We start from the raw sequence: 26,805 nt of genomic DNA on the forward strand, positions 1-26,805 counted from the left end.
CTCATTGATATATCAGACTCTGCCATGCTCCATGACGCAATGCAAGGTTGCCTGATATATCAGCCGCGCTATCACTCGTGACGCAGAGCCTCGATCGGGTTGAGTTGGGCGGCGCGGCGAGCCGGGAAGAAGCCGAAGACCATGCCGATCGCGGCTGAAAACGCGAAGGCAAGGGCAATGATCGACGGGCTTGCCACGAACGGCACGCCCATCAAGCTGACGGCGGTATAGGCAAGGCCCAGTCCGAGTAAGATCCCGACGATGCCACCGAAGACCGAAAGCGTCACTGCCTCGACCAGGAACTGCATCAGCACCTGCCGTTCAAGTGCGCCGATCGCCAGGCGGATGCCGATTTCCCGTGTCCGTTCCGTGACCGAAACCAACATGATGTTCATAATCCCGATGCCACCGACAAGCAGGCTGACGGCAGCGACCGCGCCCAACAGGCCGGTCATCAGTGTCGTCGTGCCGGTCAAGGTCGAGGCCATCTGCGTCATGTCGTTCACAGTGAAGTCGTCGCTGCGGCCGGCGACGATTTTCCGCCGCTCCCGCAACAGGCGCTCGACATCGGCCTGCACCTTCGACGTCGACACTCCATCCCGCGCCGACAGGATCATCGCAGAAACGTCAGTCGTTCCGCCTATGCGGCGCTGAAAGATCCGGAGCGGCATGATGACGACATCGTCCTGATCGCTGCCCATGCCGCTCTGACCCTTCTCGGCAAGAATGCCGATCACCTCGCACGACAGTCCGCCGACGCGGATTTTTTGCCCGACCGCTGGTGTGGAGCCGAACAGTTCGCGTCTCAGCGTCTCGCCCATGATGCAGACAGCCTGTCCGCCCCGTTCCTCGGACGCAGTGAAGCTTCGGCCGCTGGAGAGGAGCCAGTCCTGCGCGACGAGATAGTCGGAGATCGTGCCGATCACGGTCGTTGACCGGTTGGCGCTGCCGAAGATCGCGACCGCCGTCGACTGGTTCATGCCAGCCGCGGCCCTGAGACCGCCGATCTGGTCGCGGACCGCCTCGACATCGCGAATCGTGAATTTTCGGGCGTCGGTACTGGCCCGGCCGGGGCCGAATTGACCGGGGCGGACGAAGAGCAGGTTCGTGCCAAGCTTCGAAATCTCCGCCGTCACCTGCGCCGTCGTGCCATTGCCGATTGTGACCATGGCGATGACAGCCGCCACTCCGATCACAACGCCGAGCACCGTCAGGAAGGACCGGAGCATGTTGCGGCTGATCGCCCGGAAGGCGAGCTTGATGGTCTCAAGAAACATCGGCGCGAACTCCGTTCGTCTGGTCAGACTGGATACGGCCATCGAGGAACCGGATCACCCGGCGTGCATAGGCGGCGATGTCGTCCTCGTGCGTCACCATGATCACGGTGATCCCGTGCTCCCGGTTGAGACCGCTGATCAGTTCCATGATCTCCCGGCTGGTCTTCGTATCGAGGTTGCCGGTCGGCTCGTCTGCAAGCAGGACCCTTGGGCTGGTGACGATTGCACGCGCGATCGCCACGCGCTGCTGCTGGCCACCCGAAAGCTCCTGCGTCGTGTGCCCCTCGCGTCCGGCGAGCCCGACCTGCTGCAGCGCGATGCGCGATCGCCCGCGGCGTTCCGCCGCCTCCATGCCGCGGTAGATCAGCGGCAATTCGACATTTTCGATCGCCGAGGTGCGGGCCAGCAGGTTGAAGCCCTGGAAGACGAAGCCGAGCATGTGGCGCCTGAGTATGGTTCGCTGCGCCTGGTCCAGCCCCGATGTGGGAATGCCTTCAAAGAAGTATTCGCCTGAGGTCTGCACGTCGAGGCAGCCGAGGATGTTCATGGCCGTGGATTTGCCGGAGCCCGATGGCCCCATGATCGCCACGAACTCGCCATGGCCGATCGTCAGATCGACGCCATCAAGGGCCCTGATCGTCGCCTCGCCACGGCCGTAGACCTTGGTGATGTCTCGGAACGCGATCAGCGGCTTTTCGAGGGTAGCGGCCATCCTCTTATTCGTTCCCGGCCGTTTCATCGGTGATCAGTTCGTCCCCCTCGGCGATGTCGCCTTTGGTGACGACGGTGTTCTGCCCATCGCTGGCGCCGATCTCGATATTGACCGCAACCGGGACCCCCGCCTTGAGCAGCCAGACGGTCCGCTCGTTGCCCGCCGGCTCGGGCGCGGTGAGCGGACCCATGCGCGGCGGCCGGAAGATGCTGAAGACGCCGCCACCGCTGCTGTCACTTTCCGGCGTTACAGCGCTGGCTGCCGGGCTATAACGGAGGGCGGCGTTGGGAACGAGCAGGCCTTCCTTGATGGACTGCACTACGATGTCGGCCGTTGCGGTCATGCCCTGTCGCAGCTTCAGCGCATCATTGTCGACCGACAGGATACCTTTATAGGTCACGACATCGTTCGTCGTCTCTGAGGCATAGCGCACGCTGGTGATTTCCGCCGGAAACCGTTCGTCCGGAAAGGCGTCCACGGTGAAGGTCGCCTTCTGTCCCACGGCCACCTGGCCTACATCGGCTTCGTCGATCGCCACCTGAAGCTCCATCTCCTTGAGATCGCCGGCGATGGTGAAGAGAACCGGCGCTTCCAGCGACGCCGCGACCGTCGCTCCCGGATCGACGTCGCGCGACAGAACGATCCCATCGATGGGCGAGATGATCGTCGCCTTCGACAGGTTGAGTTCAGCCTGCTGCAGCGCGGCCTCCGCCGAAAGCACATCCGCCTCGGCGCTTTCCTTGGTGGCGATTGTCGCGTCGTAGGAATAGCGCGCCGCGTCGAGATCCTGCTGGCTGGACACCCGGCTGTTGACGAGGCTCGTCAGACGGTCGAGCGTGATCCGTGCCGAATTCATGTCGGCGACGGACTTGGAGACGGCGGCCTTCGCCGCCAGCAGCTTCGCTTCCGCGCTCTTGACGTCCGCCTCAAGCTTCGCCGTATCCAGCCGGGCAACGATCTCACCCTTCTTCACCGGGCTGTTGTAATCGACGAAGACTTCGCGGAGCGTACCCGACTGCTCGCTGGAGACATCGACGCTGACCGTCGGCTCGATCGAGCCCGTCGCCGTCACCAGCACCGTGAGGTCACCCTTGCGGGCCGGCACGGTCGTGTAGCTGTAGGTTGCTTCGCCCCCCGCCAGCAGCAGGTATCCGGCCAAGGCTACGATCACCAGCCCCAACACGACGCTTCGCCACAGCCAGCGGCGCCTCCCGCTCCCGCTACGCGCCGACGCCAGCAGCGTCGCGAGGTCGGGGGAGGCGCCGCCCTGGTTCGTGGATTTCGGTGTCATGTCGCCCGTCATGCTCTCTTCCGTCGGTGGAATGTCGTTACCGTTCTTATGGCCCGGATCACGCTAAACGCCTTTGACGAGAATCAAGTTCGCCGCCGGCCGCCGATCCTGGGCGTCTGGGATGCGGCCGACAATTTCACATGGATGTGATGGGGAGTAGTGAAATTGTCGTAATGTTGCCGCTCGGCTCTGACGCAAGCCTCGCGCAATTCCAGCAGAACAGTTTCGTGGCAGTCGTTCGGAACAGGCGGCAGGCCGGCGCGTTAAGCCGACAATCCGTCAATCGAACAGAGACCAAGCAACAGGACGTTGCGCGGCTTCCCCGGCATTTGCCGCATGGGACGGTTCATGACGGTATCGGAGACCAAGATGCGAAATTCCGGCAGAAACTTCACGATAGAGATCAAGGGCTCGCGCGCTGCAAGCCTTAAGAGAAAGCAATCGTCGCTCTGGGGAGAGATTGATCTCGGCCATTTGATGGAAAAGGCAGAGCAGGACATGCCGATCGACGCGCGCGACAGCGACGACGGCGTGGCAAGGCCTGCAGCCGACTGACGCCATCGTACTGACCATCCCAGGAACTGGCCAGGCACACATGCGACTCCGGGAGCGGCGCTCTGTGGCCATGACCCTTCCCAGCTAACGTCGAGCTCTCAATTCGCTCAACGATAAAGCTGCAGGAGGACCTCCGGCGAGGAGTTGGCGATCGAAAGCGACTGGATGGCCAGCTGCTGCTGGGTCTGCAGTGCTTTCAGGCGGGTCGATTCCTCGTTCATATCGGCATCGACGAGAAGGCCGATGCCGCGGTCGATCGAATCCGACAGCTCGTCGATGAAGTCGATCTGAAGATCGATTCGCATGCCGACGGAGCCGAGGTGGGCCGCAGCACTTGTCATCAGCATCAGCGCGTCGTCGACCATCTGCACCAGTCCGTCGAACTGTGCGGCTGTGGTCGAATTGTTGATCGTGAGGCCGACCACCGAAGCGGTGATCGCGCCGGCCGGAGGGGTCAGATCGACAGCCCAGAGTGCGCCGGTGCCATCTTCGTAGGCGACTTCCTGATTCGTGACGCCGCTTTGATCGACGGCCCGGACCCAGGTATCCTTGGCAATCTTCACATAGTCATTGCCTCCGGCATTGGCATAGTCGCCGTCAAATGCTCCGCCAGCTATACCAATCACGTCCTCGGTCGTGAAAGCGTCGACAGTGTAGGCTGAAACGACGCCGTCGACATTGACCTGCAAGGTTACCGTTGAGCCCTCGATCGCGTGCTGGGCATCGAGAATGCCGATGTCGCCGCCGGTGTCGAACAGGACGGTACTGGATGACAACTCGTAGTTCACCCGCTGGACACGCACGCCGCTGTCGTCCCGCACCAGCGAACCGACTACGCTCTTCGTGTCCGTGCCACCTGCCGCCGTGATGTCGGCCTGCAGCCAGTTTTCACCGTTAAAGGAGGCAGACTGGGCGATGGAGAGGAGCTGGTCCTGAAGCTGTGAAAGTTCCTCCTGGATCTTTTCCCGGTCGACGCCGTCTTCCGTCGCGGCAATGAGCTTGGCCTTGATTTCCTTTACGACCTCGACGGCCGATTCCATGCCGGTGTAAGCGGTGTCGACCTTGGCTGCGCCCAGGCCGAGGGCGTCGGAGACCGTCGACAGCCCCATATTGTCCGAGCGCATGGTAGTGGCGATGGACCAGTAGGCGGCGTTGTCGCTCGCGGTTCCGACACGCATGCCGGCCGAAAGTCGTGCCTGGCTCTCTTCAAGATCGCTGGAAATGGCGCGAAGGGTTTTGAGCGCGGCCATGGCTCCAATATTGGTAATAACGCTAGACATACTCACAGCACCAAGAAACAAAGTACAAATGGGGCACATTCCGGCCTTTGCCGGGGAACGGAGAGAAGCGTCATGCAGGGCGAGGCTAGCGAGCCATTAACCATACCGTTCGATTTACAAAAATGCACCGGGATGGTTAAATAAGCATAAAATCTATGTTTAGATCGAACTATATTTCGCTCGTTGAGAGAGTATAGTTTTGGTTAATATTTGAATTTCTGCTAATTTAAGTCGGCGGCGCGCGCCCCTCAGAATGATCAAGGCCGGAAGAGCGCGCGGGGTCGCAGGCGCACGGACACCTGATGACACTCGTCGTTTGGATTTTGGCTGCCGGAGAATCGTCAAATGGTGAGAGCGCAGGGATTCGAACCCTGGACCTACTGATTAAAAGTCAGTTGCTCTACCGGCTGAGCTACGCTCTCCCATGGGCGACCGCAGGGGGTCGCCGGAAGTGCGCGGAACATATTCAGGTGACCCCTTGCGGTCAACCCGAAAAATTGCCCGCCGGTCCGGCTTGTCAGCACGATTGTCGCAGCGAACACAAAGGTGATTGGCAAGTGAGGGGTGGCGGGGGTAGGAAGGGCCGTTTTTGCGGAGCCGCCTTGTGTCCATCGTCGATATCTCGTTCTGGAGCGCCTTGCTGGCAGGAGCCCTGTCGTTCCTGTCTCCGTGCGTTCTTCCGCTGGTTCCTCCGTACCTCTGCTACATGGCGGGCATCTCGGTGGAGCAGTTCCGCAATGGCGGCGAGGCGGCACCGGCGGCCCGGCGCGCGGTCATGCTCTCGGCGTTCTTCTTCACATTGGGATTTGCGACCGTCTTCGTCGCGCTTGGGGCAGGGGCGTCGTCGATCGGCATGCTTCTGCGACAGCATCTAGACGTTCTGGCGAAGATCGGCGGCCTGATCATCATCGTCATGGGCCTGAATTTTCTTGGCGTCTTCCGGATCGGACTGCTGTCGTCAGAGGCACGGTTCCAGGGCGGTGGCAAGCCGGCGACTTTATCCGGCGCCTATGTCATGGGGCTCGCGTTCGCCTTCGGCTGGACGCCGTGCATCGGGCCGGTTCTCGGTGCCATCCTCGCTGTTGCGGCCGCCCGCGACACCGTATCGGATGGCGCGCTCTTGCTCGCGATCTATTCGCTGGGGCTCGCCGTGCCCTTTTGGATCGCAGCGGCGTTTTCCGGCGCCTTCATGCGCTTCCTCTCCCGCTTCCGCAAACATTTAGGCACCGTCGAAAAGGTGATGGGCGGCCTTCTGGTGTTGACCGGACTTGCCTTCATGTTCGGTTTCGTTACCGATCTTGCGATCTGGTTCCAGCAGACTTTCCCGGTTCTCAGTCGGATCGGTTGAGGGGCGTCGCACGTGGCCACTCTCTTGACTGGAGAGAACCGTTTTGCTCCCATCCGGCCTTGATCCCGCACGCCTGACACGGCAATCCAGAGATATACCTTTCATGATCGCCGGGATGACCGGCCGATTTGCCGTGAGTGAGGCGAGATGGCGGAAATCATCGGGCTCGTCCTGCCCTTCTTCGGACTGATCCTCATCGGCTACGTCGCCTGCAAGCTCGCCCACCAGCCGGCAGAAGCGCTCGGCTGGCTGAATTTCTTCATCGTCTACATCTCGCTGCCGGCGCTGTTTTTCAAACTGGTCTCGCGTACGCCGATCCACGAACTGACGCGGATCGACTTCATCGTCGCATCGCTGCTGGCCACGTATGCGATCTTCGCTTTGGTCTTCGCCATCGGCTGGTTCATCCGCCGCAATTCAATCGCGGACTGCACGATACAGGCGCTGGCGGGTGCCTACGGTAATATCGGCTACATGGGGCCTGGTCTTGCGCTTCTGGCGTTCGGCGAAAAGGCAGCCGTGCCGGTGGCGCTGATCTTCTGTTTCGAAAACGCCGTGCATTTCATGGTCGCACCGGCGATGATGGCCGTGGCCGGTGGGGATGATCGCCCTCGGGGTCGGGTCGCAATCGATGTGGTCAAGCGGATCGCCTATCATCCGTTCATCATTGCGACCGTGGTTGGCATAGCCGCCGCGGCAATCGCGTTTGAACCGCCGACGGCGGTGCAACGCCTCATTGACTACCTCGCCCAGGCTGCGGCGCCCTGTGCTCTGTTCGCCATGGGCGTCACGCTGGCACTGCGGCCGCTGAAGCGCGTGCCGCCGGAAATCGGCTACATCGTGCCGATCAAGCTTCTCCTGCATCCTGTGCTGGCCTACGTCGTCCTGAGCTTGGCGGGAGATTTCGAGCCGCTCTGGGTGTACACCGCCGTCCTTCTGGCCTCGCTGCCGACGGCCACCAACGTTTTCGTCATTGGTCAGCAGTACGGCGTGTGGCAGGAGAGGGCGTCTGCAACGATCCTGATCACCACCGTCCTGTCGGTGCTGACGGTCTCTGCCCTTCTCTACGCGATCACCAACGGCCTGCTACCGGCGGATCTTTTCCCGCAGTCGTGAGGGAATGCCCGAAAGACCGAATCCAGGGGCAACACCTTCCTGCATGACCAGATGACGAAGGGGCGGAATGCTCGCCAGCACGTGAAGTCCGGCGGCCCTCACCATCTGCACGGGCAGGAATGGGCTGAGCAGCGACCGGTTCAAAAGATCGACGCTCGCCGTGCGGCTCCACACGTCGGCGCGACGCTTGCGATCGAAGGCGTCCCCTGCATGCGCATCGATTGGTTTGTCGGACCGGCAAAGCAGGTCTTCGAGCGCCATCACGTCGCGCAGCGACAGGTTCAGCCCCTGCGCGCCGATCGGCGGGAAGGCGTGCGCTGCTTCGCCGATGAAGGCGGCGCGCCCCTTGCCGTAGCGCTTCGCCGTCAATCCGGAGAGCGGCCATGATTGAACGCCATCCTCGACGGAAACCTTGCCGAGCAGCGAGGCCAGCCGCTCCTCGACAAGACGGCTCAACTGGTCGAGCGGAAGCGAAACCAGGCGTTCCGCTTCAGCAGGTTCGACGACCCAGACGAGGCTCGAGCGGTCGCCTGGTAGCGGCACCTGCGTACAGGGGCCGTGGTCGGTGTGGAATTCGGTCGAGACATTACGGTGGGGAAGGCTGTGGCCGAAATTCAGCACCACAGCCGTTTGCGGATAGGACCAGGTATGGATGCCGACCCCGGCGCTTTCGCGTGTCCTTGATCGCCGGCCATCCGCGCCGACAACGAAATCCGCAGCGATCGACGTGCCTTTGGCAAGCGTCACCGCCACGGCATCATCTCGGACCTCCACTGCGGCCGCGTTTGACGGAAACACGGCGATATTTGCCTCGCCCGCCACAGCCTCATCGAGAACTGCCAGAAGGGCGGCGTTCGGAATGTTGTAGCCGAAGGCCTCGAGATTGATTTCGGAGCTGCGGAACGCAACCGGCGGGGCGCGCAGCAGCCGCTTCGTGCCGTCGATGATCTGCATCGTTGAGAGCCGCGCCGCCGCAGGCCGGATCGCCTCCCAAAGCCCGAGACGGTCGATATAACGGATCGACTGCTCCATCAACGCCGTCGTACGGCGGTCGTTCGTGTCGGATCTGGGCGCGACGAGCGCGACCTTGCGGCCGCCGCGTGCAAGCGCGATCGCAGCGATATTGCCGGCCAGCCCGGCGCCGATGACGGTGATGTCGAACCTGTCCATGAACCCGATCCTCGTCTGATCTCGTCACATCTAGGGCGATTTGAAACGGAAATCCATGGGATGCTTTGGCGCACCCCGGTGACCCCTTTCCGTGGGCAAAGCCGAACCGGTGTCGTTTCGACATTGCAAAACGGTCGGATTCGTCGAATATCGCCGCACCGAAGAGACAAGGGGCCGAAACGGCATGAAAATCTTCAACTACAGACGGGTGCCTTACGCGGAGATGCGTGCGTTCTCCGTACATATCCTGACGGCATCCGGCTCGTTCCTGGCCTTTCTCGGTGTCGTGGCGGCTGCCGAGCACCGCTTCGTCGACATGTTCTGGTGGCTTGGCCTTGCGCTTCTCGTCGATGGCATCGATGGGCCGATCGCCCGCAAGGTGCGGGTCAAGGAAGTTCTGCCGAACTGGTCCGGCGACACGCTGGACAACATCATCGACTATGTCACCTATGTCCTTCTGCCCGCCTTCGCCCTCTATCAGAGCGGCATGATCGGCGAGCCCTGGTCGTTCGTCGCGGCAGGCATGATCGTCGTGTCCAGCGCCATCTACTACGCCGACATGGGCATGAAGACCGACGAGTACTTTTTCTCCGGCTTTCCCGTGGTCTGGAACATGATCGTCTTCACCCTGTTTGTGATCGACGCCTCGGCCTTGACCGCGATGATCGTCGTCTCCGTCTCGGTCGTGTTGACCTTCCTGCCGATCTTCTTCCTCCACCCGGTGCGGGTGAAGCGGCTTCGTGGCCTCAACATGGCGGTGTTTCTGCTGTGGTGCGCGCTCGGTGGTTATGCCTTGCTCCTGCATTTCGAGACGCCTGCCTGGGTCGTGTATCCTTTCATCGCGACCGGCATCTATCTCTATGTCATTGGCGGGATACTCCAGGCCTTTCCGGCACTAGGGCGTCGAGGCTGAAGGTGCCTCTCCGGCGGGCGCGATCCACGAAAAATCATGCGGCACCAGTTGTGCAAAGCAACAAACCGGTTATCAATAGTCGCTTGTTGCGTGTCCGGCATCACACCGGGGCGCGGCGGGGAACAACAGCATGCCCGGGATGAATAAAATATACCCGGTACGATAGGGGGATTTGTGTCGCTTTCGCCTCAGCCGGAACCGGCCGCTCTATTGTCGGCTCGCAAACTGACGAAGCTTTTCGGGACATTCGCGGCCTGCGACGGGATCGACCTGAGCATCGCGCCGGGTGAAATCCATGCGCTTCTCGGCGAGAATGGCGCCGGAAAATCCACTTTGGTGAAGATGCTTTTTGGCGTTCTGGCGCCGAGCTCCGGCAGCGTTGAATGGCAGGGCCGGGTGGTCGCGATCGGTTCGCCCGCTGCGGCGCGTCGTCTCGGCATCGGCATGGTTTTCCAGCACTTTTCGCTCTTCGAGTCGTTGACGGTCGCGGAGAACATCGCTTTGTCGCTCGACAGCAAGGTTCCCCTCGATACCATCGCGCAGAAGGCGGCCGAACTGTCCCGGACCTATGGACTTCCTCTCGACCCGTCCGCCCATGTCGCGGACCTGTCCGTCGGTGAGCGTCAACGCATCGAGATCGTCAGGGCGCTGCTTCAGAACCCGCAATTGATTATCCTTGACGAGCCGACCTCGGTGCTGACGCCGCAGGAGGCCGACAGGCTGTTCGAAACGCTCGACAAGCTGAAGGCCGAGGGGCGCTCTGTGCTCTACATCAGCCACAGGCTCGAAGAGGTGCAACGCATCTGCGACCGCGCGACGGTCTTGCGCCACGGCAAGGTGACGGGTGCCTGTGATCCCCGCAAGGAGACGCCGGCCTCGCTCGCCCGCATGATGGTCGGCGCAGAAGTGCCGCATGTGTCGGCAGAGGGCACGACTACCAGGGGCGAGGTGCTGCTCGAGGCCGTCTCGCTGGATGTCGCGCCCCGCACTCCGTTCGCCGTCTCGCTGAAACAGGTGAACCTTAAGGTTCGCGCCGGCGAGGTGCTCGCCATCGCCGGGGTTGCCGGAAATGGGCAAGGGGAGCTCTTTGACGCATTGTCGGGCGAGTATCCCGTGGTATCGGACGCGTCAGTCGTCATACGCGGCAAGCCCGTTGGCCGGAGTGGCATCAATCGCCGGAGGCTGATGGGAGCCGGTTTCGTTCCCGAGGAACGCCATGGCCATGCGGCTGTCTCGGCGCTCACGCTTTCCGACAACCTGGTATTGGCGCGCAACGCGTCGGACCGCCGGGCCTTTGTCGGTGGTGGCGTTCTCGGCATCATCCGCAACGATGCGGTCAAGGCCGCCGCCCGGCGGATTTCGGAAGCCATGGATGTCCGCAAAAGCGGAGAAGACCCACCGGCCGGGTCGCTCTCAGGCGGTAACCTGCAGAAATTCATCGTCGGCCGAGAACTCGATCGGCGCCCTGCCGTGCTCGTGGTCAACCAGCCGACCTGGGGTGTCGATGCCGGTGCGGCGAGCCGCATTCGTCAGGCGCTCGTCGATCTCGCAAAATCCGGTTCCGCCGTGCTCGTGATCAGTCAGGATCTCGACGAGATTTTCGAGGTCGCGACCGAGATCGCCGTTATCAGCGAGGGCCGGCTTTCGTCAGCCTATCCGGCAAAGGATATGACCCGCGAGAAGATCGGGCTGCTGATGGGCGGCCTTCACGGGCTGGAGCCCGTGGCGGGGGAGACTGCCCATGCGCATTGAACTCGAAAAACGCGCAGCACCCTCGCGCCGCTGGTCGCTGCTGTCGCCGTTCGTCGCGCTTCTGCTGACGCTCGTGTTCGGCGCCCTGATGTTCGCTCTTCTCGGCAAGGACCCGATCCAGGCGCTCTATATAATCTTCATCGAGCCGCTGACGGAAGTGTGGTCGCTGCACGAGCTCGCCGTGAAAGCATCGCCGCTCATCCTGATCGGTGTCGGCCTCTCGGTCTGCTACCGCTCCAACAACTGGAACATCGGCGCCGAGGGCCAGCTGATCTTCGGTGCCATCTTCGGCTCGATCCTCCCGATCGTGTTCTACGACTGGCAATCGCCGCTTCTGCTGCCGCTGATGCTTGTCATGGGAATGATCGGCGGAGCGCTCTATGCCGCCATCCCGGCGTTTCTCAAGGCGCAGACCAATACCAACGAGATCCTCACGAGCCTGATGCTGGTCTATGTCGCCGAGCTCTTCCTCGACTGGCTGGTGCGCGGCCCCTGGCGGGATCCCGGAGGCTACAATTTCCCGGTGACACGGTCGTTCGTGCCGGAGGCCATCCTTCCGGAGATATTGTCCTCCGGTCGCGCCCATCTCGGTATTGTCTTCGCGATCGTCGCTGCCTTTGCGGTCTGGTTCATGCTCCGCTTCACCTTGCGCGGCTTTCAGGTCAACGTCATCGGCCAATCGGAACGCGCCGCGCGATTTGCCGGCTTCTCCCGCCGCGGCATGATCTGGTTCTCGATGCTGCTGTCGGGCGCCCTTGCAGGTCTCGCCGGCATCTCGGAGGTCAGCGGCATCATCGGCAAGCTGCAGCCTGAAATTTCGCCGGGCTACGGGTTCACCGCAATCATCGTCGCCTTTCTCGGACGGTTGAATCCGCTCGGCGTGATCGTAGCCGGCCTGGTCCTTGGTCTGACCTATCTCGGCGGCGAAGCGGCTCAGATCTCACTCAATGTGTCGGACAAGGTCGTTCGCGTCTTCCAGGGCATGCTGCTGTTCTTCGTCCTGGCCTGTGACTCGCTGGCCTATTGCCGCATCCGGCTGGTCGGACGGTCCGCCGCCGCAGGGGAGGCATGATCATGGGCATGATCGAAAGCATCCTCCTGACCATCGCCACCGCAGCGACGCCGCTTCTCATCGCGGCCATCGGCGAGATGGTGGTGGAGCGGTCGGGCGTCCTCAATCTCGGTGTCGAGGGTATGATGGTGATGGGTGCGGTCTGCGGCTTCGCCGGCGCCAGCCTCAGCGGCTCGCCCTGGATCGGTGTCCTTTGCGGGATTGCCGCCGGGGCGCTGTTCTCCATGCTGTTTGCCGTCCTGACCCTGACGATCGCGGCCAACCAGGTAGCGACGGGTCTGTCGCTCACCCTGCTCGGGCTCGGGCTCTCAGGCATGATCGGGGAGAGCTTCGTTGGCCAGGCAGGACAGAAATTGCCGAGCCTGTTCATCCCCGGCCTCAGCGAACTGCCGCTTGTGGGGCGGTTGGTGTTCGGCCAGGACCCGATCTTCTACGCCTCCGTCGCCCTTGTGCTCGGTACGGGCTGGTTTTTGTTCCGGACGCGAACCGGCCTGACGCTTCGCTCGATCGGCGACAATCCGGCCTCGGCGCATGCGCTTGGCATCGGCGTCATTCGCTATCGCTACCTCGCGGTCCTGTTCGGCGGAGCCTGCGCCGGTCTCGCCGGGGCCCACTTGTCGCTGGTCTACACGCCGCAATGGGTGGAGAACATGACGGCTGGCCGTGGCTGGATCGCGCTTGCGCTCGTCGTCTTTGCTTCCTGGCGACCGGCCCGTGTTGCCGTCGGCGCCTACCTGTTCGGCGGTGTGACGATCGGCCAGTTGCATGCGCAGGCGATCGGTCTCGGTATCCCGTCGCAGTTCCTGTCATCGCTGCCATATCTTGCGACGGTGGTCGTTCTCGTGGTGATGTCGAGAAACAGGCGGTTGATGCTGGTGAATACCCCGGCGGCGCTCGGGCGGCCCTTCGTGCCGGACCGTTGAGGCCGGGGAATAACAAAATCCGATAAACAGGTTTGAAGAGAGGAACCTATCATGAAGAAAATCATCCTTGGCCTTGCGGCGGCACTCGCCGCCTCGACCATGGCCGTTCCGGCCATGGCGCAGGAAAAGACGAAGGCCTGCTTCGTCTATATCGGTCCGAAGACGGATGGCGGCTGGACACAGGCGCATGACGTCGGACGCCAGTACGTCGAAGAGAAGATGGGCGACAAGGTCGAAACCCAGTACGTCGAAAACGTTCCGGAAGGTCCGGACGCAGAGCGCGCCATCGAGCGTCTTGCCCGTTCCGGCTGCGCGATCATCTTCACCACCTCGTTCGGCTATATGGATCCCACGCTGAACGTCGCGAAGAAGTTCCCCGATGTGAAATTCGAGCACGCGACCGGCTACAAGACCGCCGAGAACGTCACGACCTACAACTCGCGCTTCTATGAAGGCCGCTACATCATCGGCCAGATCGCCGCCAAGATGTCGAAGACCGGCGTTGCCGGCTACATCGCCTCGTTCCCGATCCCGGAAGTGGTCATGGGCATCAACGCCTTCGAACAGGGCGCCAAGTCGGTCAACCCGGATTTCAAGATGAAGGTCATCTGGGTCAACACCTGGCATGACGCCGGCAAGGAAGCCGATGCCGCCAAGGCGCTCGTCGACCAGGGCGTCGACATCCTGACGCAGCACACCGACTCGGCCGCGCCGATGCAGATCGCCGAAGAGCGGGGCATCAAGGCGTTCGGTCAGGCATTCGACCAGATCCAGGCCGGCCCGAACGCCCAGCTGACGGCCATCATGGACACCTGGGGCCCGTATTACGTCAAGAAGATCCAGGCGGTCATCGACGGCACCTGGAAGGGTGGCGAATCCACCTGGGACGGCCTCAAGGACGGTATCCTGGCGATGGCGCCTTACACCAACATGCCTGACGACGTTAAGGCGATGGCCGAGGAAACCGAAGCCAAGATCAAGTCGGGTGAACTGCATCCGTTCACCGGTCCGATCAACAAGCAGGACGGCACGGCATGGCTTGCCGCCGGGGAGAAGGCCGACGATGGCACGCTTCTTGGCATGAATTTCTACGTCGAGGGTGTCGACGACCAGTTGCCGAAGTGAGGCTTTTAGAGGCGTACGATTGGGGAGGGGCGCTTCGGCGCCCCTTCTTTTTTCTCGGAAGGCGAAAAAAAGCCGATTTACAAAAGTAATACTATATGATTTAAAAAATCGCACGTCGTATGGAGACGACGTTTGGGAGGTAAATCATGAAATTGTTTCAAGCGCTTGCCAGCGCCACGGTTCTTGCTGGCCTTATGTTCGCTCCGGCCGTAGCGGCTGACATGACCGTCGGCTTTTCGCAGATCGGTTCGGAATCCGGCTGGCGCGCCGCCGAGACCACGCTCACCAAGCAGCAGGCCGAAGCCCGCGGCATCGACCTGAAGTTCGCCGACGCCCAGCAGAAGCAGGAAAACCAGATCAAGGCGCTTCGCTCGTTCATCGCCCAGGGCGTTGATGCGATCCTGGTTGCTCCTGTCGTTGCAACCGGCTGGGACGAAGTCCTGGAAGAAGCCAAGGATGCCGACATCCCGGTTATCCTGCTCGACCGTACGGTCGATGCGCCGGAAGATCTCTACATGACCGCCGTTACCTCCGATCTCGTCCACGAAGGCAAGGTTGCCGGCGAGTGGCTGGTGAAGACCGTCGCCGATAAGCAGTGCAACATTGTCGAGCTGCAGGGCACGACCGGCTCCTCTCCCGCGATCGACCGCAAGAAGGGCTTCGAGGAAGCGATTGCCGGCAAGGATAATCTCAAGATCATCCGCAGCCAGACCGGCGACTTCACCCGCACCAAGGGCAAGGAAGTCATGGAAAGCTTCCTGAAGGCCGAAGACGGCGGCAAGAACATCTGCGCCCTCTACGCCCACAACGATGACATGGCCGTCGGCGCCATCCAGGCGATCAAGGAAGCCGGTCTGAAGCCCGGCACCGACATCCTCGTCGTCTCGATCGACGCCGTTCCGGATATCTTCCTCGCCATGGCCGCTGGTGAAGCGAATGCGACGGTCGAATTGACGCCGAACATGGCAGGCCCGGCCTTCGACGCCCTGGAAGCCTACAAGAAGGACGGCACCATGCCTCCGAAGTGGATCCAGACCGAATCCAAGCTCTACACACAGGCCGACGATCCGCAGAAGGTCTACGAAGAGAAGAAGGGCCTCGGCTACTGATCCGAACCGAGATCGTGCGGGCGTAAGCGTCCGTTCGAACACGGGGAACCGGCGGAAGATCCCGCCGGTTCCCAGTCTCTTTATGTCATCGGAACCGGGCATGACCTCTCACGACACAGCCATTCTGGCGGCGACGGGTATCTGTAAGAATTTCCCGGGCGCCAAGGCGCTCGACAATGTCGATTTCACGTTGAAACGGGGCGAAATCCACGCGCTTCTCGGCGAAAACGGCGCCGGCAAATCCACCCTTGTGAAGTGCCTGACCGGCGCCTATCGCCGCGATGATGGCGACATCAGGCTTGACGGTCAGTCGATCGATCCGCGCGACACGCACGAGGCCCAGGTGCTGGGCATTGGGACCGTCTACCAGGAGGTCAATCTCCTCGAAAACCTGTCCGTCGCGGAAAACCTCTTTCTCGGTCGCCAGCCACGTCGCTTTGGTCTCGTCGATAACCGGCGCATGAACGCCGCCGCGCGCGACCTTCTGTCCGGCTACGGCCTCGACATCGACGTCGGTGCCGAGCTTTCCCGCTATTCGGTCGCGATACAGCAGATCATCGCGATCGCGCGCGCCGTCGACCTTTCGGGCAAGGTGCTGATCCTTGACGAGCCGACGGCAAGCCTCGACAACCGCGAAGTCGAAATGCTGTTCAATGTCATGCGCGATTTGAAGGCGCGGGGCCTCGGCATCGTTTTCATCACCCACTTTCTGGGTCAGGTTTTCGATGTGACGGATCGTGTCACGGTCTTGCGGAACGGCTGCCTCGTCGGCTCCGCAGACACCGCCACGCTCGACCGCCGTAACCTGATTTCCATGATGCTGGGCCGCGATCTGGAATCTGCAGAGAGCCAGCATCACAACAAGTCGGCTGTCGACCAGCCGGTGCGCTTCCGCTTTTCTGGCTACGGCCGGCGGGGGAAGATCGAACCCTTCGATCTTGATGTGCGGGGCGGAGAGGTGGTCGGCATGGCCGGCCTGCTGGGCTCCGGCCGCACCGAGACCGCGGAAACCCTGTTCGGTGTGACACCCGCCGACAGTGGGCAGGCCACGGTCGATGGCAAAACCGTCAACCTGCGCTCGCCTCGCGACGCCATTCTGAACGGCTTCGGTTTCTGCCCGGAGGATCGCAAGCTCGACGGCATCGTCGGTGACCTGTCGATCCGGGAAAACATCGCGCTTGCGCAGCAAGCCCGTCGTGGTTGGTGGCGCCCCATCCGACTCGCTGAGCAGATCGAGATGGCCGATCGCTATATCGCGGCGCTCGACGTGCGGACGACGGATCGCGAAAAACCGATCCGCGAGCTATCGGGCGGCAACCAGCAGAAGGTTATTCTGGGACGTTGGCTTGCGACCAATCCGGGTTTCCTGATCCTCGACGAGCCGACCCGCGGCATCGACGTCGGTGCTCACGCGGAAATCATCCGGTTGATCGAGAAGCTGTGTGACGACGGCATGTCGTTGCTCGTCATCTCCTCCGAACTCGAGGAGCTTCTGGCCTACAGCTTGCGCATTATCGTCGTTCGCGATCGTAAGCATGTCGCGGAACTGGTCGGCGAACAGATGACGACGGCATCGATCGTCGACGCAATCGCGTCGCTTCACACCGAGGAGGCGACGCAGTGATCGCAGCCCTGCCATATTCTGTGCGCCGTCTGGCGCCGCAGATCATCGCGCTGGTGATCATTCTGGCGTTGAATTTCCTCGCCTTTCCGAGTTTCTTCGACATCGGCGTTCAGAACGGCCGGCTCTACGGAAGCCTGATCGACGTCCTCAACCGCGGGGCGCCGGTGGCACTTCTCGCGGTCGGCATGACGCTGGTGATCGCCACCAAGGGCATCGACCTCTCCGTCGGCGCTGTCATCGCGATCAGCGGCGCTGTCGCCGCTGCCATGGTTGCCTCAGGCCAGCCGCTTGCCGTCGCGCTGCTTGCGGCGCTGGCGACGGGGCTGCTGTGCGGGGTCTGGAACGGCGTGCTTGTCGCCGTCCTCGGCATCCAGCCCATCATCGCGACTCTCGTTCTCATGGTCGCGGGCAGGGGTATCGCCCAGCTCATTACAGAGGGCACGATCCTCACCTTCACCAATCCCGGATTTGAGTTCATTGGTAGTGGTGCTGTCGGTTACATCCCTATGCCGGTGATCATCTGGCTTGCCTTCGCTGCAATTGTGGGGCTCGTCGTCCGCCGCAGTGCCCTTGGCTTGCTCGTCGAAGCGGTCGGCATCAACAAGCGCGCCGCCGTACTTGCAGGCGTCGGCGCGCCGGCACTTCTCATCAGCGTCTACCTGATCAGCGGCCTGGCCGCATCGATCGCGGGCATCATTGTCGCCGCCGACATCAAGGGCGCGGATGCCAACAATGCGGGCCTCTGGCTCGAGCTCGATGCCATCCTCGCGGTCGTGGTCGGCGGCAACTCGCTGCTCGGCGGTCGCTTTTCGATCGCCGGCTCGTTGCTGGGCGCGATGATCATCCAGGCGATCAACACCGGCATATTGCTGTCCGGTTTCCCGCCCGAGTTCAACCTGATCATCAAGGCCGCAATCATCGTGGTCATCCTGATCGTCCAGTCGCCGTCGCTGCACGGGCTGTCGGGCTTCTGGCTCGCGGCAAAAAGAAAGTCCCAGGAGCAGCCGAAATGAATGCCCGTCACCTGCCGCTGCTCGCGACGATCCTGATCTTCTTTGTCGCTTACGCCATCTGCGCATTCCAGTTTCCGGCGATGCTGTCGCTGCGTGTTCTGTCCAACCTGCTGACGGATAATGCGTTTCTCGGCATAGTCGCGGTTGGCATGACATTCGTCATCCTGTCCGGAGGGATCGACCTGTCAGTCGGTGCCGTCATCGGCTTTGCGGGCGTGTTCCTGGCCGTGATGCTGCGGGATACGGGCGTGCACCCGATTACCGCCTTTGTGCTTTTGCTGGTGATCACGACGCTCTTCGGCGCGGCCATGGGCGCCGTCATCCACTATCTCGACATGCCGGCCTTCATCGTGACGCTGGCAGGCATGTTCCTGGCCCGAGGCATGGCGTTCGTCCTGTCGATCGACAGCATTCCCGTCGATCACGAGTTCTACAGTATGCTGCGGCGGACCTTCTACAAGCTGCCCGGCGGAGGACGATTGACGCTCATCGGCGGCCTGATGATCCTGGTCTTCATCGTCGGGGCCATCGTCGCGCACCGCACCCGCTTCGGCGCCAATGTGTATGCCCTCGGCGGCGGCGTGCAGACCGCGCGCCTGATGGGTGTGCCGGTGGCGCGGACCACGATCAGCATCTACGCGCTGTCCGGTTTCCTTGCCGGCCTGTCGGGAATCGTCTTTTCGCTTTACACGTCTGCAGGATACCCGCTGTCGGCAGTTGGAGTGGAGCTTGATGCGATCGCGGCGGTGGTGATCGGCGGTACGCTTCTGACGGGCGGCTCCGGCTATGTCGTGGGCACCTTCATCGGGATCCTGATCCAGGGTCTGATCCAGACCTACATCACCTTTGATGGTTCGCTCTCCAGTTGGTGGACTAAAATCCTAATTGGCCTTCTTCTGTTTGCGTTTATTTTGCTGCAGAAGGCGATCCTGGCTGCTTCGCAGGGGCGGGGTCGATGAGGGGCGGAAAGGGAGTGTCTTTTGCAGAATGCATTGGCAGGAGTGGGGTCCGCGATACAGTTATCGCGTAACAGCCACGGACAGGTGGTGAATGCGCTGGGACGCGCGATCGTGTCCGGCGAATTCGCCGTCGGGGGCCTGCTGCCGGGAGATGTGGAGCTTGCCCAGCGTTTCCAGGTATCGCGCACGGTGCTCCGCGAAGCGATGAAGACGCTGACGGCCAAGGGGCTGGTCGTGCCCAAGGCGCGGATCGGCACGCGCGTGACCGACAAGGCGTTCTGGAACCTGTTCGACGCCGATATCCTGACCTGGCACTTCGATGTCGGCGTCAGCGAGGAGTTCCTGCTCCATCTCTACGACATCCGTCTGGCCTTCGAACCGGCAGCCGCCGCTCTGGCCGCGGAACGTGCGACGCAAGACGAGATCGACGAACTCGACCGTTTGGCAGAGTCTCTTGGAGACGAGGGCCACAGTGTCGAAACGCTTGCTTTCGCTGATCTGCGCTTTCATCTGGCTCTTGCCGCAGCCTCCAGGAACCCCTTCATGCGTACGCTCGGCGGATTGATCAAGGCGGCGTTGATGGGGGCCTTCCGCATGTCGTCGCTACCGCCCGAAAAAGGCCGTGGAAACGATGTCCGCGTCTCCCACCTGGCGATCGTCGAGGCGATTCGCGCTCGTGATCCGGCTGCCGCCAGGTTGACGATGGAAAAGGTGATCCAGGTCGGCCGCCAGCGGGCGCAGGCCACCCACCGCGGCGAGAGCGTATAACCCATCGAGTCAACGCGGCGAGCGCTCTTCCGGGCTTGCGGCAAATCGTGGTCGCGGCTAGGAGTCCCTGTCCTTCGGCCCCAATGGGTCCGTTCATCTTGGAGCAGAGCATGCAGCGCAGTTGTCTCGCCGTCATTCTCGCCGCCGGCGAGAGCACCCGCATGAAATCGTCGATGTCGAAGGTGCTGCATCCCGTGGCCGGCCGACCGATGATTGCCCATGTGACAGCGGCAGTGGCGAGCGCCGGCATCGCCGATGTCGCCTTGGTCGTCGGCCGCGATGCGGAGAAGGTGGCTGCGGCCGCCAGCGTCGAAGGTGTATCGGTGACGCCCTTCCTGCAGGCGGAGCGGCTCGGCACAGGTCATGCTGTGCTTGCGGCGCGCGCCGCGATCGAAAAGGGATACGACGATGTGCTCGTCACCTACGGCGACGTTCCGCTGATCACCGAACAGCCCTTCCTCGCCGCACGCGAAGCGTTGGCGGGCGGTGCCGATGTCGTGGTCATCGGCTTCCATACCGACAAGCCGACCGGTTACGGACGCCTGCTGGTCAACGATGGCGAACTGATCGCCATCCGGGAGGAGAAGGACGCCACCGAATCGGAACGCGCCGTTACCTGGTGCAACAGCGGCCTGATGGTCATCAACGGCGGCAAGGCGCTCGATTACCTGCTGCAGATCGGCAACAAGAACGCCAAGGGCGAATACTACCTGACGGACATCGTCGAGATCGCCCGCGCCAATGGCGGTCGGGTCGTGGCCGTCGACGCCCCGGAGGCCGAACTTACCGGCTGCAACAACCGTGCCGAACTCGCCATGGTCGAGCGTCTTTGGCAGGAGCGTCGCCGCACCGAGCTTATGGTGGAAGGCGTCACAATGATTGCGCCGGAAACCGTTTTTCTGAGCTACGACACCGCCATCGGCCGCGATGCGGTCATCGAACCGAATGTCGTCTTCGGCCCCGGCGCCGTGATTGAAAGCGGCGCCATCATCCACGCCTTCTGCCATATCGAGGGCGCCCGCGTGTCATCAGGCGCCACCGTCGGACCGTTCGCGCGGCTTCGCCCCGGCGCCAACCTCGCCGAAGGCGCCAAGGTCGGCAATTACTGTGAAGTGAAGAATGCCGAGATCGGCAAGGGCGCCAAGGTCAATCACCTGACCTATATCGGCGACGCCGAAATTGGCGCCGACAGCAATATCGGTGCCGGCACGATCACCTGCAACTATGACGGCGTCAACAAGGCAAAGACGAAGATCGGGCAGGGCGCCTTTATCGGCTCCAATTCCTCGCTCGTCGCGCCGGTTGCCATCGGCAACGGTGCCTATGTGGCCTCAGGCAGCGTTATCACAGAGGACGTTCCGGATGACGCGCTGGCCTTCGGCCGCGCCCGCCAGGAGGTCAAGCCGGGCCGGGCGGTCGCCGTTCGCGAACGCGCGCTCGCCATCAAGGCGGCGAAGAAGGCCGGGCGCTGATTGCTGCGATTGCGTAACGATTAGAAATCGAAAGTGACCGATGGCCGGATTGCGCCGCGGCGCAAAATCATTAGGACTGGCGCTCGAAACTCACGCCAGACGGAGAATTCTATGTGCGGTATTGTCGGGATCGTCGGTAACCAGCCTGTCGCGGAACGTCTGGTCGACGCCCTCAAGCGGCTCGAATATCGCGGCTATGACTCCGCCGGCGTCGCCACGATCCATGACGGCGCGATGGATCGCCGTCGCGCCGAGGGCAAGCTGTTCAATCTTGAAAAGAGGCTCTCCGAGGAACCGCTCGCCGGCACGATCGGCATTGCTCACACGCGTTGGGCGACGCACGGCGTACCGAATGAGACGAACGCCCATCCGCATTTCGTCGATGGAATAGCCGTTGTCCATAACGGCATCATCGAGAATTTTTCCGAACTGAAGGACGCACTTGCCGAGGGTGGCGCCACCTTCACGACGCAGACCGATACCGAAGTCGTGGCCCATCTGCTCGCCAAGTACCGCCGCGAGGGCCTGGACAACCGGGCGGCGATGCTCGCGATGCTGAACGAGGTGACCGGCGCTTATGCGCTCGTCGTCATGTTCGCCGAGGATCCGGATACGATCATGGCCGCCCGCTGCGGCCCGCCGCTCGCCGTCGGTTTCGGTAGGGACGAGATGTTCCTCGGATCGGACGCCATCGCGCTCGCGCCTTTCACTAACGACATCGTCTACCTAGAGGATGGCGATTGCGCCATCGTTCACCGCAGCGGTGCCGAGATCATCGACTATCGCGGCAATCCAGTCGAACGGCCGCACCAGATTTCGCAGGCGACGGCCTATATCGTCGACAAGGGCAATCACCGCCACTTCATGGAGAAGGAAATCTATGAACAGCCGGAGGTGATCTCCCACGCGCTGTCCCACTATGTCGATTTCGCCACCCACGGCGTTCGCCCCAACGAAACCGCCATCGATTTTGCGGCGCTGCGCGGTCTGGCCATCTCCGCCTGCGGCACAGCCTATCTGTCGGGCCTGGTCGGGAAATACTGGTTCGAACGCTACGCACGCCTTCCCGTCGAAATCGATGTCGCCTCCGAGTTCCGCTACCGTGAAATGCCGCTGTCGCAGGATCAGGCGGCATTGTTCATCTCGCAATCCGGCGAAACCGCCGACACACTCGCCTCGCTCCGCTACTGCAAGGATGGCGGCCTCAAGATCGGTGCCGTCGTCAACGTCAAGGAATCGACCATCGCTCGTGAAGCCGACGCGGTTTTCCCGATCCTCGCCGGACCCGAAATCGGTGTCGCCTCGACCAAGGCTTTCACCTGCCAGCTCGCCGTGTTGGCTTCGCTCGCGATCGGTGCCGGTCGAGCGCGCGGTACGCTGAGCGCTGATGATGAAAAGCAGATGGTGCGCCACCTGATCGAGATGCCGCGCATCATGAGCACGGTGCTGAACCAGATCCAGGAACCGATCGAGCATCTCTCGCGAGAACTGTCTAAGTTCAAGCATGTGCTCTATCTCGGCCGCGGTACCAGCTATCCGCTGGCGCTGGAGGGCGCGCTGAAGCTCAAGGAAATTTCCTATATCCACGCCGAGGGTTATGCCGCCGGCGAGCTGAAGCATGGTCCGATCGCGCTGATCGACGAGACCATGCCTGTGATCGTCATCGCCCCGCATGACCGTTTCTTCGAAAAGACGGTCTCCAACATGCAGGAGGTCGCGGCGCGCGGCGGCCGGATCATCTTCATCACGGATGAAAAGGGTGCAGCCGCGTCCAAGCTCGAGACCATGGCGACGGTCGTTCTGCCCAACGTGGCGGAAATCATCGCGCCGATGGTGTTCTCGCTGCCGATCCAGTTGCTCGCCTATCACACAGCCGTCTTCATGGGCACCGACGTCGATCAGCCGCGTAACCTCGCGAAATCGGTCACCGTCGAATGATCGTCCGGCCGGAGCGCGTAGGTGACGAGGCGCAGATCGGCGCGCTCACGGCCCGCGCCTTCGCAGACATGCCCTATAGCGACCAGACCGAGTCGCTGATTGTGGAGCGGTTGCGCAGAGCCGGGGCGTTGACGGTCTCACTTGTGGCGGAGGACGATGGCGTGATCGTCGGCCACGTCGCTTTTTCACCCGTCATGCTTTCGAGCGGACAGACAAACTGGTATGCGCTCGGTCCGATTTCGGTCGACCCAGTCCGGCAGAGATCGGGAATTGGATCGATGCTGATCGCGAAGGGCTTCGCAAGGTTGCAAGAACTCGGTGCGGCCGGCTGCATCCTCGCGGGCGATCCTGCCTACTATGGCCGCTTCGGTTTTCGCGGCGTCGAAGGTTTGTCCTGCGACGCCGTACCATCACAGTATTTGCTCGCTCTGCCCTTGAATGACGAGGCTCCCTCCGGCATTGTCGGCTTCCATCCGGGTTTCTTCGGCGATGCAGCATAGCGGCGAGGGCGATGAGCGACATCCATCCTGAGCGGATTTCCGTAGCGACGCGCCTGCGCAACAATTTCCTGACAGGCGTGATTATCTGCGCGCCGATGGCGATCACCATCTATCTGACATGGACCTTCATCCATTGGGCCGACAGTTGGGTAAAACCTTACATCCCCGATCGCTACAACCCCGAGTCCTACCTCAAGTTCGCGATCCCCGGATTCGGCCTGCTGATCGCGATCGTTGTCATCACGCTGGTCGGATTTCTCGGCCGCAATCTCATCGGTCGCTCGATCGTTCGCTACAGTGAATCCATCCTCAATCGCATGCCGCTGGTCCGCACGGTCTACAAGAGCACCAAGCAAATCTTCGAGACGGTGCTGAAAGAGCAGTCGAACTCCTTCAAGAAGGTCGGCCTGATCGAGTTTCCCAATCCCGGGACATGGGCCCTGGTCTTCGTCTCGACTGACGCGAAAGGCGAGATAGCCGCCAAGCTCAACGAGGATGGCGAGGAGATGGTCGCCGTCTTTCTCGCGCCCACTCCGGTCCCGACAGCCGGTTTCCTGATGTTCGTGCCGCGCAGCAAGCTGAAACTGCTCGACATGTCGCCGGAGGAGGGAATCAAGCTGTTGATTTCCGCCGGCCTCGTTACCCCAGAATACAAGGGCGCGGCGACCGAGACGGCGGTCGACCTGGTCACCCGGCCCGCAAAAACCGGATAGCCTCGTCGCGGCGGTGCAGATAGAGCAGCGTGCGCACAGCCTGGCCTCGCTCGCTCGTCAGGTCCGGATCCTTTTCCAGGAGATAGGCCGCGTCCTTGCGCGCGATCTCCAGCAGGTCCGCATGAGCCTCAAGACTGGCGATCCGGAAACCCGGCGTGCCGGATTGGCGGGTGCCGAGAAGCTCGCCTTCGCCGCGCAGGCGAAGATCTTCCTCGGCGATCAGGAAGCCATCCTCGCTTTCACGGAGGATATTGAGTCGCGCCCGGCCGTTTTCCGAGAGCGGCCCCTTGTAAAGCAGGATGCAGCTCGAGGCTTCGTCGCCGCGCCCGACGCGGCCGCGCAACTGGTGCAGTTGCGCGAGCCCGAAGCGTTCGGCGTGCTCGATCACCATAATGGAAGCATCAGGCACGTCGACGCCCACCTCGACCACGGTCGTCGCCACCAGCAGCCGCGTCTCGCCGGTCTTGAACGCCATCATCGCGGCATCCTTTTCCGGCCCGCTCATCCGGCCGTGCACAAGACCGATATCCGGACCGAGTGCGGCGACCAGCGTCGCATGTCGCTCCTCCGCCGACATCAGGTCGGAAACCTCTGATTCCTCGACCAGCGGGCAAATCCAGTATGCCTTTTTGCCTTCTGCGATCGCCGACTGCAGCCGGTCGACGATATCGCCGACACGCTCCATCGGCACCGTCACCGTCTGGATCGGTTTTCTGCCCGCCGGCTTCTCGGTCAGCTTCGAGACGTCCATGTCGCCGAAGGCCGCGAGTACCAGCGTGCGAGGGATCGGGGTGGCAGTCATGACCAGCATATGCGGCGAGATTCCCTTCGCGGTCAGCCGCAGCCGCTGGTGCACGCCGAACCGGTGCTGTTCGTCGACGACGGCAAGCAGCAGGTTCTTGTAGCTGACGCTGTCCTGGAACAGCGCATGCGTGCCGATGATGATCTGCGCCTCGCCGGTGGCGATGCGTTCGGTGATCGCGTCGCGTTCCTTGCCCTTGGTACGACCCGTCAGCACCTCTATGCGGATGCCAGCGGCTGCGGCCAGCTTCGATATCGTCGCGTGGTGTTGGCGCGCGAGAATTTCGGTCGGCGCCATCAGTACGGCCTGGCCGCCGCTCTCGACGGCCGCCGCCATCGCGAGCAGTGCCACCAGGGTTTTGCCGGCGCCGACATCGCCTTGCAACAGGCGCAGCATGCGTTGGTCGCCGGCCATGTCGTTCAGGATGTCGCGCACGGCCGCTTCCTGGCTGTTGGTGGGTGAGAAAGGCAGCGCGGTTCGGATCGCTCCGCTCATCTGTCCGGTCGCCTTTACCGGCGTCCCGGCGACCCGCCGCAGCTTCTGACGCACCAGCGCCAGCGATACCTGGCCAGCCAGGAATTCATCATAGCCCAGCCGGCGGCGCGCCGGAGCCTGCGGATCGATGCCGATCTCGTCGCGCGGATGATGCAGCCCCATGAACGCCGCGGTCGGCGGCGGAAAGCTTTGCTGCAAGGCGAGCGTCGCGTCGGCCCATTCCGGCAGCGCCGGCAGCCGTTCCAGTGCATGCTCGATGGCTTTGCGCAGCACCTTTGGCGAAAGCCCGGCCGTCAGCGGATAGACGGGCTCCGTCAGCGGCATGTCTCCCGCTTCGCTCGCCTTCACCATCAAGTCCGGATGCACCATCGACGGCCGGCCGTTGAACCAGTCGACCTTGCCGGAGACGATGATCTCCTCGTCGACCGGCAGAGCCTTTTCCAGCCAGTTACCCTTGACCTTGAAGAAAGTCAGCGCCAGTTCCCCGGTCGCATCGTGGATGAACACCCGGTAGGGCAGGTTCGATTTTCCACGCGGCGGCGGCTGGTGCCGGTCGACACGTCCGGTGATCGTCACGATCGCGCCTTGCGGGGCGAGTGCTATCCCCGGCTGGTTGCGCCGGTCGATCAGCCGGAACGGGGCGAGAAACAGGAGGTCAACGACCCGCGCATCGTCGGCATCCTCCTTGCCGAGCAGAGTCGCAAGCAGGCTCGCGACCTTCGGCCCGACGCCGGAGAGCGAGGATATGGGGGCAAACAGGGGATCGAGCAGCGTGGGTCTCATGGTGCCGGCAGGATGCGACGAGAAATGCGCCCGATGCAAGGCTGACAAGGGACGGGCAGGGCGCTATAGAGGCGCATCAACAGGAAGGTGAATGA

General features: G+C 62.3%; 23 protein-coding genes and 1 tRNA gene. 17 read left to right on the forward strand and 7 right to left on the reverse strand.

The features are described 5' to 3' along the window. Positions 1-71: 71 nt before the first annotated feature. Genes J5J09_RS10990 through J5J09_RS11000 form a run of 3 tightly spaced genes read right to left on the reverse strand, consistent with a single transcriptional unit; the run spans position 72 to position 3,292 of the window. The gene (locus J5J09_RS10990) at positions 72-1,277 is read right to left on the reverse strand and encodes an ABC transporter permease (protein WP_208550233.1); all 1,206 of its coding nucleotides are present in this window, start codon (positions 1,275-1,277) and stop codon (positions 72-74) included. Then, positions 1,267-1,989, reverse strand: a complete 723-nt coding sequence (locus tag J5J09_RS10995) for an ABC transporter ATP-binding protein (protein ID WP_208550235.1) — start codon at positions 1,987-1,989, stop codon at positions 1,267-1,269. The genes J5J09_RS10990 and J5J09_RS10995 overlap by 11 nt, the downstream gene beginning before the upstream one ends. A 4-nt stretch (positions 1,990-1,993) precedes the next feature. Then, positions 1,994-3,292 carry an efflux RND transporter periplasmic adaptor subunit gene (locus J5J09_RS11000; protein WP_208550236.1) on the reverse strand — a complete coding sequence of 433 codons (1,299 nt, stop codon included), beginning with the start codon at positions 3,290-3,292 and terminating at the stop codon, positions 1,994-1,996. Between the two features lie 336 nt (positions 3,293-3,628). Here J5J09_RS11000 and J5J09_RS11005 point away from each other — a divergent pair, with 336 nt between their 5' ends. After that, positions 3,629-3,835 (forward strand): hypothetical protein, encoded by a 207-nt coding sequence (locus J5J09_RS11005; RefSeq protein ID WP_208550237.1) that lies wholly within the window; start codon positions 3,629-3,631, stop codon positions 3,833-3,835. A gap of 107 nt (positions 3,836-3,942) precedes the next feature. On the opposite strand, the gene J5J09_RS11010 is transcribed toward J5J09_RS11005, so the two are convergent. Together J5J09_RS11010 and J5J09_RS11015 are read right to left on the reverse strand one after the other, a co-directional pair. Beyond that, positions 3,943-5,115 (reverse strand): flagellin, encoded by a 1,173-nt coding sequence (locus J5J09_RS11010; protein WP_208550240.1) that lies wholly within the window; start codon positions 5,113-5,115, stop codon positions 3,943-3,945. Positions 5,116-5,461: 346 nt separating this feature from the next. Further along, a tRNA-Lys gene (locus J5J09_RS11015) sits at positions 5,462-5,537 on the reverse strand. Between the two features lie 182 nt (positions 5,538-5,719). On the opposite strand from J5J09_RS11015, the gene J5J09_RS11020 reads away from it, so the two are divergent. Next, a complete protein-coding gene (locus J5J09_RS11020) occupies positions 5,720-6,463 on the forward strand; it encodes a cytochrome c biogenesis protein CcdA (RefSeq protein ID WP_208550245.1) in 744 nt (247 codons plus the stop codon). A gap of 147 nt (positions 6,464-6,610) precedes the next feature. Continuing rightward, positions 6,611-7,579 carry an AEC family transporter gene (locus J5J09_RS11025; RefSeq protein ID WP_208550249.1) on the forward strand — a complete coding sequence of 323 codons (969 nt, stop codon included), beginning with the start codon at positions 6,611-6,613 and terminating at the stop codon, positions 7,577-7,579. Here J5J09_RS11025 and J5J09_RS11030 read toward each other — a convergent pair. Next, entirely contained in the window at positions 7,550-8,749 is a 1,200-nt protein-coding gene (locus J5J09_RS11030) for a UbiH/UbiF family hydroxylase (protein WP_208550253.1), read from the reverse strand. The genes J5J09_RS11025 and J5J09_RS11030 overlap by 30 nt on opposite strands. A 184-nt stretch (positions 8,750-8,933) precedes the next feature. On the opposite strand from J5J09_RS11030, the gene pcsA reads away from it, so the two are divergent. From pcsA to J5J09_RS11100, 14 genes are all read left to right on the forward strand, one after another. Continuing rightward, positions 8,934-9,662: a phosphatidylcholine synthase gene (gene pcsA, locus J5J09_RS11035; protein ID WP_208550257.1), complete on the forward strand. Its 729-nt coding sequence runs from the start codon at positions 8,934-8,936 to the stop codon at positions 9,660-9,662. A gap of 174 nt (positions 9,663-9,836) precedes the next feature. Beyond that, the gene (locus J5J09_RS11040; protein WP_208550261.1) at positions 9,837-11,414 is read left to right on the forward strand and encodes an ATP-binding cassette domain-containing protein; all 1,578 of its coding nucleotides are present in this window, start codon (positions 9,837-9,839) and stop codon (positions 11,412-11,414) included. After that, the gene (locus J5J09_RS11045) at positions 11,404-12,486 is read left to right on the forward strand and encodes an ABC transporter permease (RefSeq protein ID WP_208550266.1); all 1,083 of its coding nucleotides are present in this window, start codon (positions 11,404-11,406) and stop codon (positions 12,484-12,486) included. Before J5J09_RS11040 ends, J5J09_RS11045 begins: the two co-directional genes overlap by 11 nt. 2 nt (positions 12,487-12,488) lie before the next feature. Then, complete coding sequence (locus J5J09_RS11050; RefSeq protein WP_208550269.1) at positions 12,489-13,409, forward strand: ABC transporter permease; 921 nt, start codon at positions 12,489-12,491, stop codon at positions 13,407-13,409. Between the two features lie 51 nt (positions 13,410-13,460). Further along, positions 13,461-14,534, forward strand: a complete 1,074-nt coding sequence (locus J5J09_RS11055) for a BMP family ABC transporter substrate-binding protein (protein ID WP_208550271.1) — start codon at positions 13,461-13,463, stop codon at positions 14,532-14,534. 146 nt (positions 14,535-14,680) lie between these two features. After that, on the forward strand, positions 14,681-15,643 hold the full coding sequence (ytfQ, locus tag J5J09_RS11060; RefSeq protein WP_208550272.1) for a galactofuranose ABC transporter, galactofuranose-binding protein YtfQ: 963 nt from the start codon (positions 14,681-14,683) through the stop codon (positions 15,641-15,643). Between the two features lie 100 nt (positions 15,644-15,743). Continuing rightward, a complete protein-coding gene (gene ytfR / locus J5J09_RS11065; RefSeq protein WP_208550273.1) occupies positions 15,744-17,267 on the forward strand; it encodes a galactofuranose ABC transporter, ATP-binding protein YtfR in 1,524 nt (507 codons plus the stop codon). Further along, the gene (locus J5J09_RS11070) at positions 17,264-18,280 is read left to right on the forward strand and encodes an ABC transporter permease (protein ID WP_208550275.1); all 1,017 of its coding nucleotides are present in this window, start codon (positions 17,264-17,266) and stop codon (positions 18,278-18,280) included. The genes ytfR and J5J09_RS11070 overlap by 4 nt, the downstream gene beginning before the upstream one ends. Then, positions 18,277-19,239, forward strand: a complete 963-nt coding sequence (gene yjfF / locus J5J09_RS11075; protein ID WP_208550278.1) for a galactofuranose ABC transporter, permease protein YjfF — start codon at positions 18,277-18,279, stop codon at positions 19,237-19,239. Before J5J09_RS11070 ends, yjfF begins: the two co-directional genes overlap by 4 nt. Before the next feature lie 21 nt (positions 19,240-19,260). Next, positions 19,261-20,007 carry a FadR/GntR family transcriptional regulator gene (locus J5J09_RS11080; RefSeq protein ID WP_208550282.1) on the forward strand — a complete coding sequence of 249 codons (747 nt, stop codon included), beginning with the start codon at positions 19,261-19,263 and terminating at the stop codon, positions 20,005-20,007. 110 nt (positions 20,008-20,117) lie between these two features. Continuing rightward, complete coding sequence (gene glmU / locus J5J09_RS11085; RefSeq protein ID WP_208550291.1) at positions 20,118-21,479, forward strand: bifunctional UDP-N-acetylglucosamine diphosphorylase/glucosamine-1-phosphate N-acetyltransferase GlmU; 1,362 nt, start codon at positions 20,118-20,120, stop codon at positions 21,477-21,479. Positions 21,480-21,590: 111 nt separating this feature from the next. Continuing rightward, positions 21,591-23,417: a glutamine--fructose-6-phosphate transaminase (isomerizing) gene (gene glmS, locus J5J09_RS11090; protein ID WP_208550293.1), complete on the forward strand. Its 1,827-nt coding sequence runs from the start codon at positions 21,591-21,593 to the stop codon at positions 23,415-23,417. Continuing rightward, positions 23,414-23,917, forward strand: a complete 504-nt coding sequence (locus tag J5J09_RS11095; protein ID WP_208550296.1) for an N-acetyltransferase — start codon at positions 23,414-23,416, stop codon at positions 23,915-23,917. Before glmS ends, J5J09_RS11095 begins: the two co-directional genes overlap by 4 nt. Before the next feature lie 11 nt (positions 23,918-23,928). Further along, a complete protein-coding gene (locus tag J5J09_RS11100; RefSeq protein ID WP_208550300.1) occupies positions 23,929-24,630 on the forward strand; it encodes a DUF502 domain-containing protein in 702 nt (233 codons plus the stop codon). On the opposite strand, the gene recG is transcribed toward J5J09_RS11100, so the two are convergent. Further along, positions 24,605-26,710, reverse strand: coding sequence for an ATP-dependent DNA helicase RecG (recG, locus tag J5J09_RS11105; protein ID WP_208550304.1), 2,106 nt, complete (start codon positions 26,708-26,710; stop codon positions 24,605-24,607). The two genes, J5J09_RS11100 and recG, sit on opposite strands and share 26 nt — an antisense overlap. Between the last annotated feature and the right edge of the window lie 95 nt (positions 26,711-26,805).

The organism is Ciceribacter sp. L1K22, from assembly GCF_017599385.1.
Taxonomy (GTDB): domain Bacteria; phylum Pseudomonadota; class Alphaproteobacteria; order Rhizobiales; family Rhizobiaceae; genus Allorhizobium.

Bases quoted from the DNA above. Each gene is read 5' to 3' on its own strand.
- J5J09_RS10990 (WP_208550233.1), bottom strand. From the start codon at position 1,277: ATGTTTCTTGAGACCATCAAGCTCGCCTTCCGGGCGATCAGCCGCAAC.
- J5J09_RS10995 (WP_208550235.1), bottom strand. From the start codon at position 1,989: ATGGCCGCTACCCTCGAAAAGCCGCTGATCGCGTTCCGAGACATCACC.
- J5J09_RS11000 (WP_208550236.1), bottom strand. From the start codon at position 3,292: ATGACGGGCGACATGACACCGAAATCCACGAACCAGGGCGGCGCCTCC.
- J5J09_RS11005 (WP_208550237.1), top strand. From the start codon at position 3,629: ATGACGGTATCGGAGACCAAGATGCGAAATTCCGGCAGAAACTTCACG.
- J5J09_RS11010 (WP_208550240.1), bottom strand. From the start codon at position 5,115: ATGTCTAGCGTTATTACCAATATTGGAGCCATGGCCGCGCTCAAAACC.
- J5J09_RS11025 (WP_208550249.1), top strand. From the start codon at position 6,611: ATGGCGGAAATCATCGGGCTCGTCCTGCCCTTCTTCGGACTGATCCTC.
- J5J09_RS11030 (WP_208550253.1), bottom strand. From the start codon at position 8,749: ATGGACAGGTTCGACATCACCGTCATCGGCGCCGGGCTGGCCGGCAAT.
- pcsA (WP_208550257.1), top strand. From the start codon at position 8,934: ATGAAAATCTTCAACTACAGACGGGTGCCTTACGCGGAGATGCGTGCG.
- J5J09_RS11045 (WP_208550266.1), top strand. From the start codon at position 11,404: ATGCGCATTGAACTCGAAAAACGCGCAGCACCCTCGCGCCGCTGGTCG.
- J5J09_RS11050 (WP_208550269.1), top strand. From the start codon at position 12,489: ATGGGCATGATCGAAAGCATCCTCCTGACCATCGCCACCGCAGCGACG.
- J5J09_RS11055 (WP_208550271.1), top strand. From the start codon at position 13,461: ATGAAGAAAATCATCCTTGGCCTTGCGGCGGCACTCGCCGCCTCGACC.
- ytfQ (WP_208550272.1), top strand. From the start codon at position 14,681: ATGAAATTGTTTCAAGCGCTTGCCAGCGCCACGGTTCTTGCTGGCCTT.
- ytfR (WP_208550273.1), top strand. From the start codon at position 15,744: ATGACCTCTCACGACACAGCCATTCTGGCGGCGACGGGTATCTGTAAG.
- yjfF (WP_208550278.1), top strand. From the start codon at position 18,277: ATGAATGCCCGTCACCTGCCGCTGCTCGCGACGATCCTGATCTTCTTT.
- glmU (WP_208550291.1), top strand. From the start codon at position 20,118: ATGCAGCGCAGTTGTCTCGCCGTCATTCTCGCCGCCGGCGAGAGCACC.
- glmS (WP_208550293.1), top strand. From the start codon at position 21,591: ATGTGCGGTATTGTCGGGATCGTCGGTAACCAGCCTGTCGCGGAACGT.
- J5J09_RS11095 (WP_208550296.1), top strand. From the start codon at position 23,414: ATGATCGTCCGGCCGGAGCGCGTAGGTGACGAGGCGCAGATCGGCGCG.
- J5J09_RS11100 (WP_208550300.1), top strand. From the start codon at position 23,929: ATGAGCGACATCCATCCTGAGCGGATTTCCGTAGCGACGCGCCTGCGC.
- recG (WP_208550304.1), bottom strand. From the start codon at position 26,710: ATGAGACCCACGCTGCTCGATCCCCTGTTTGCCCCCATATCCTCGCTC.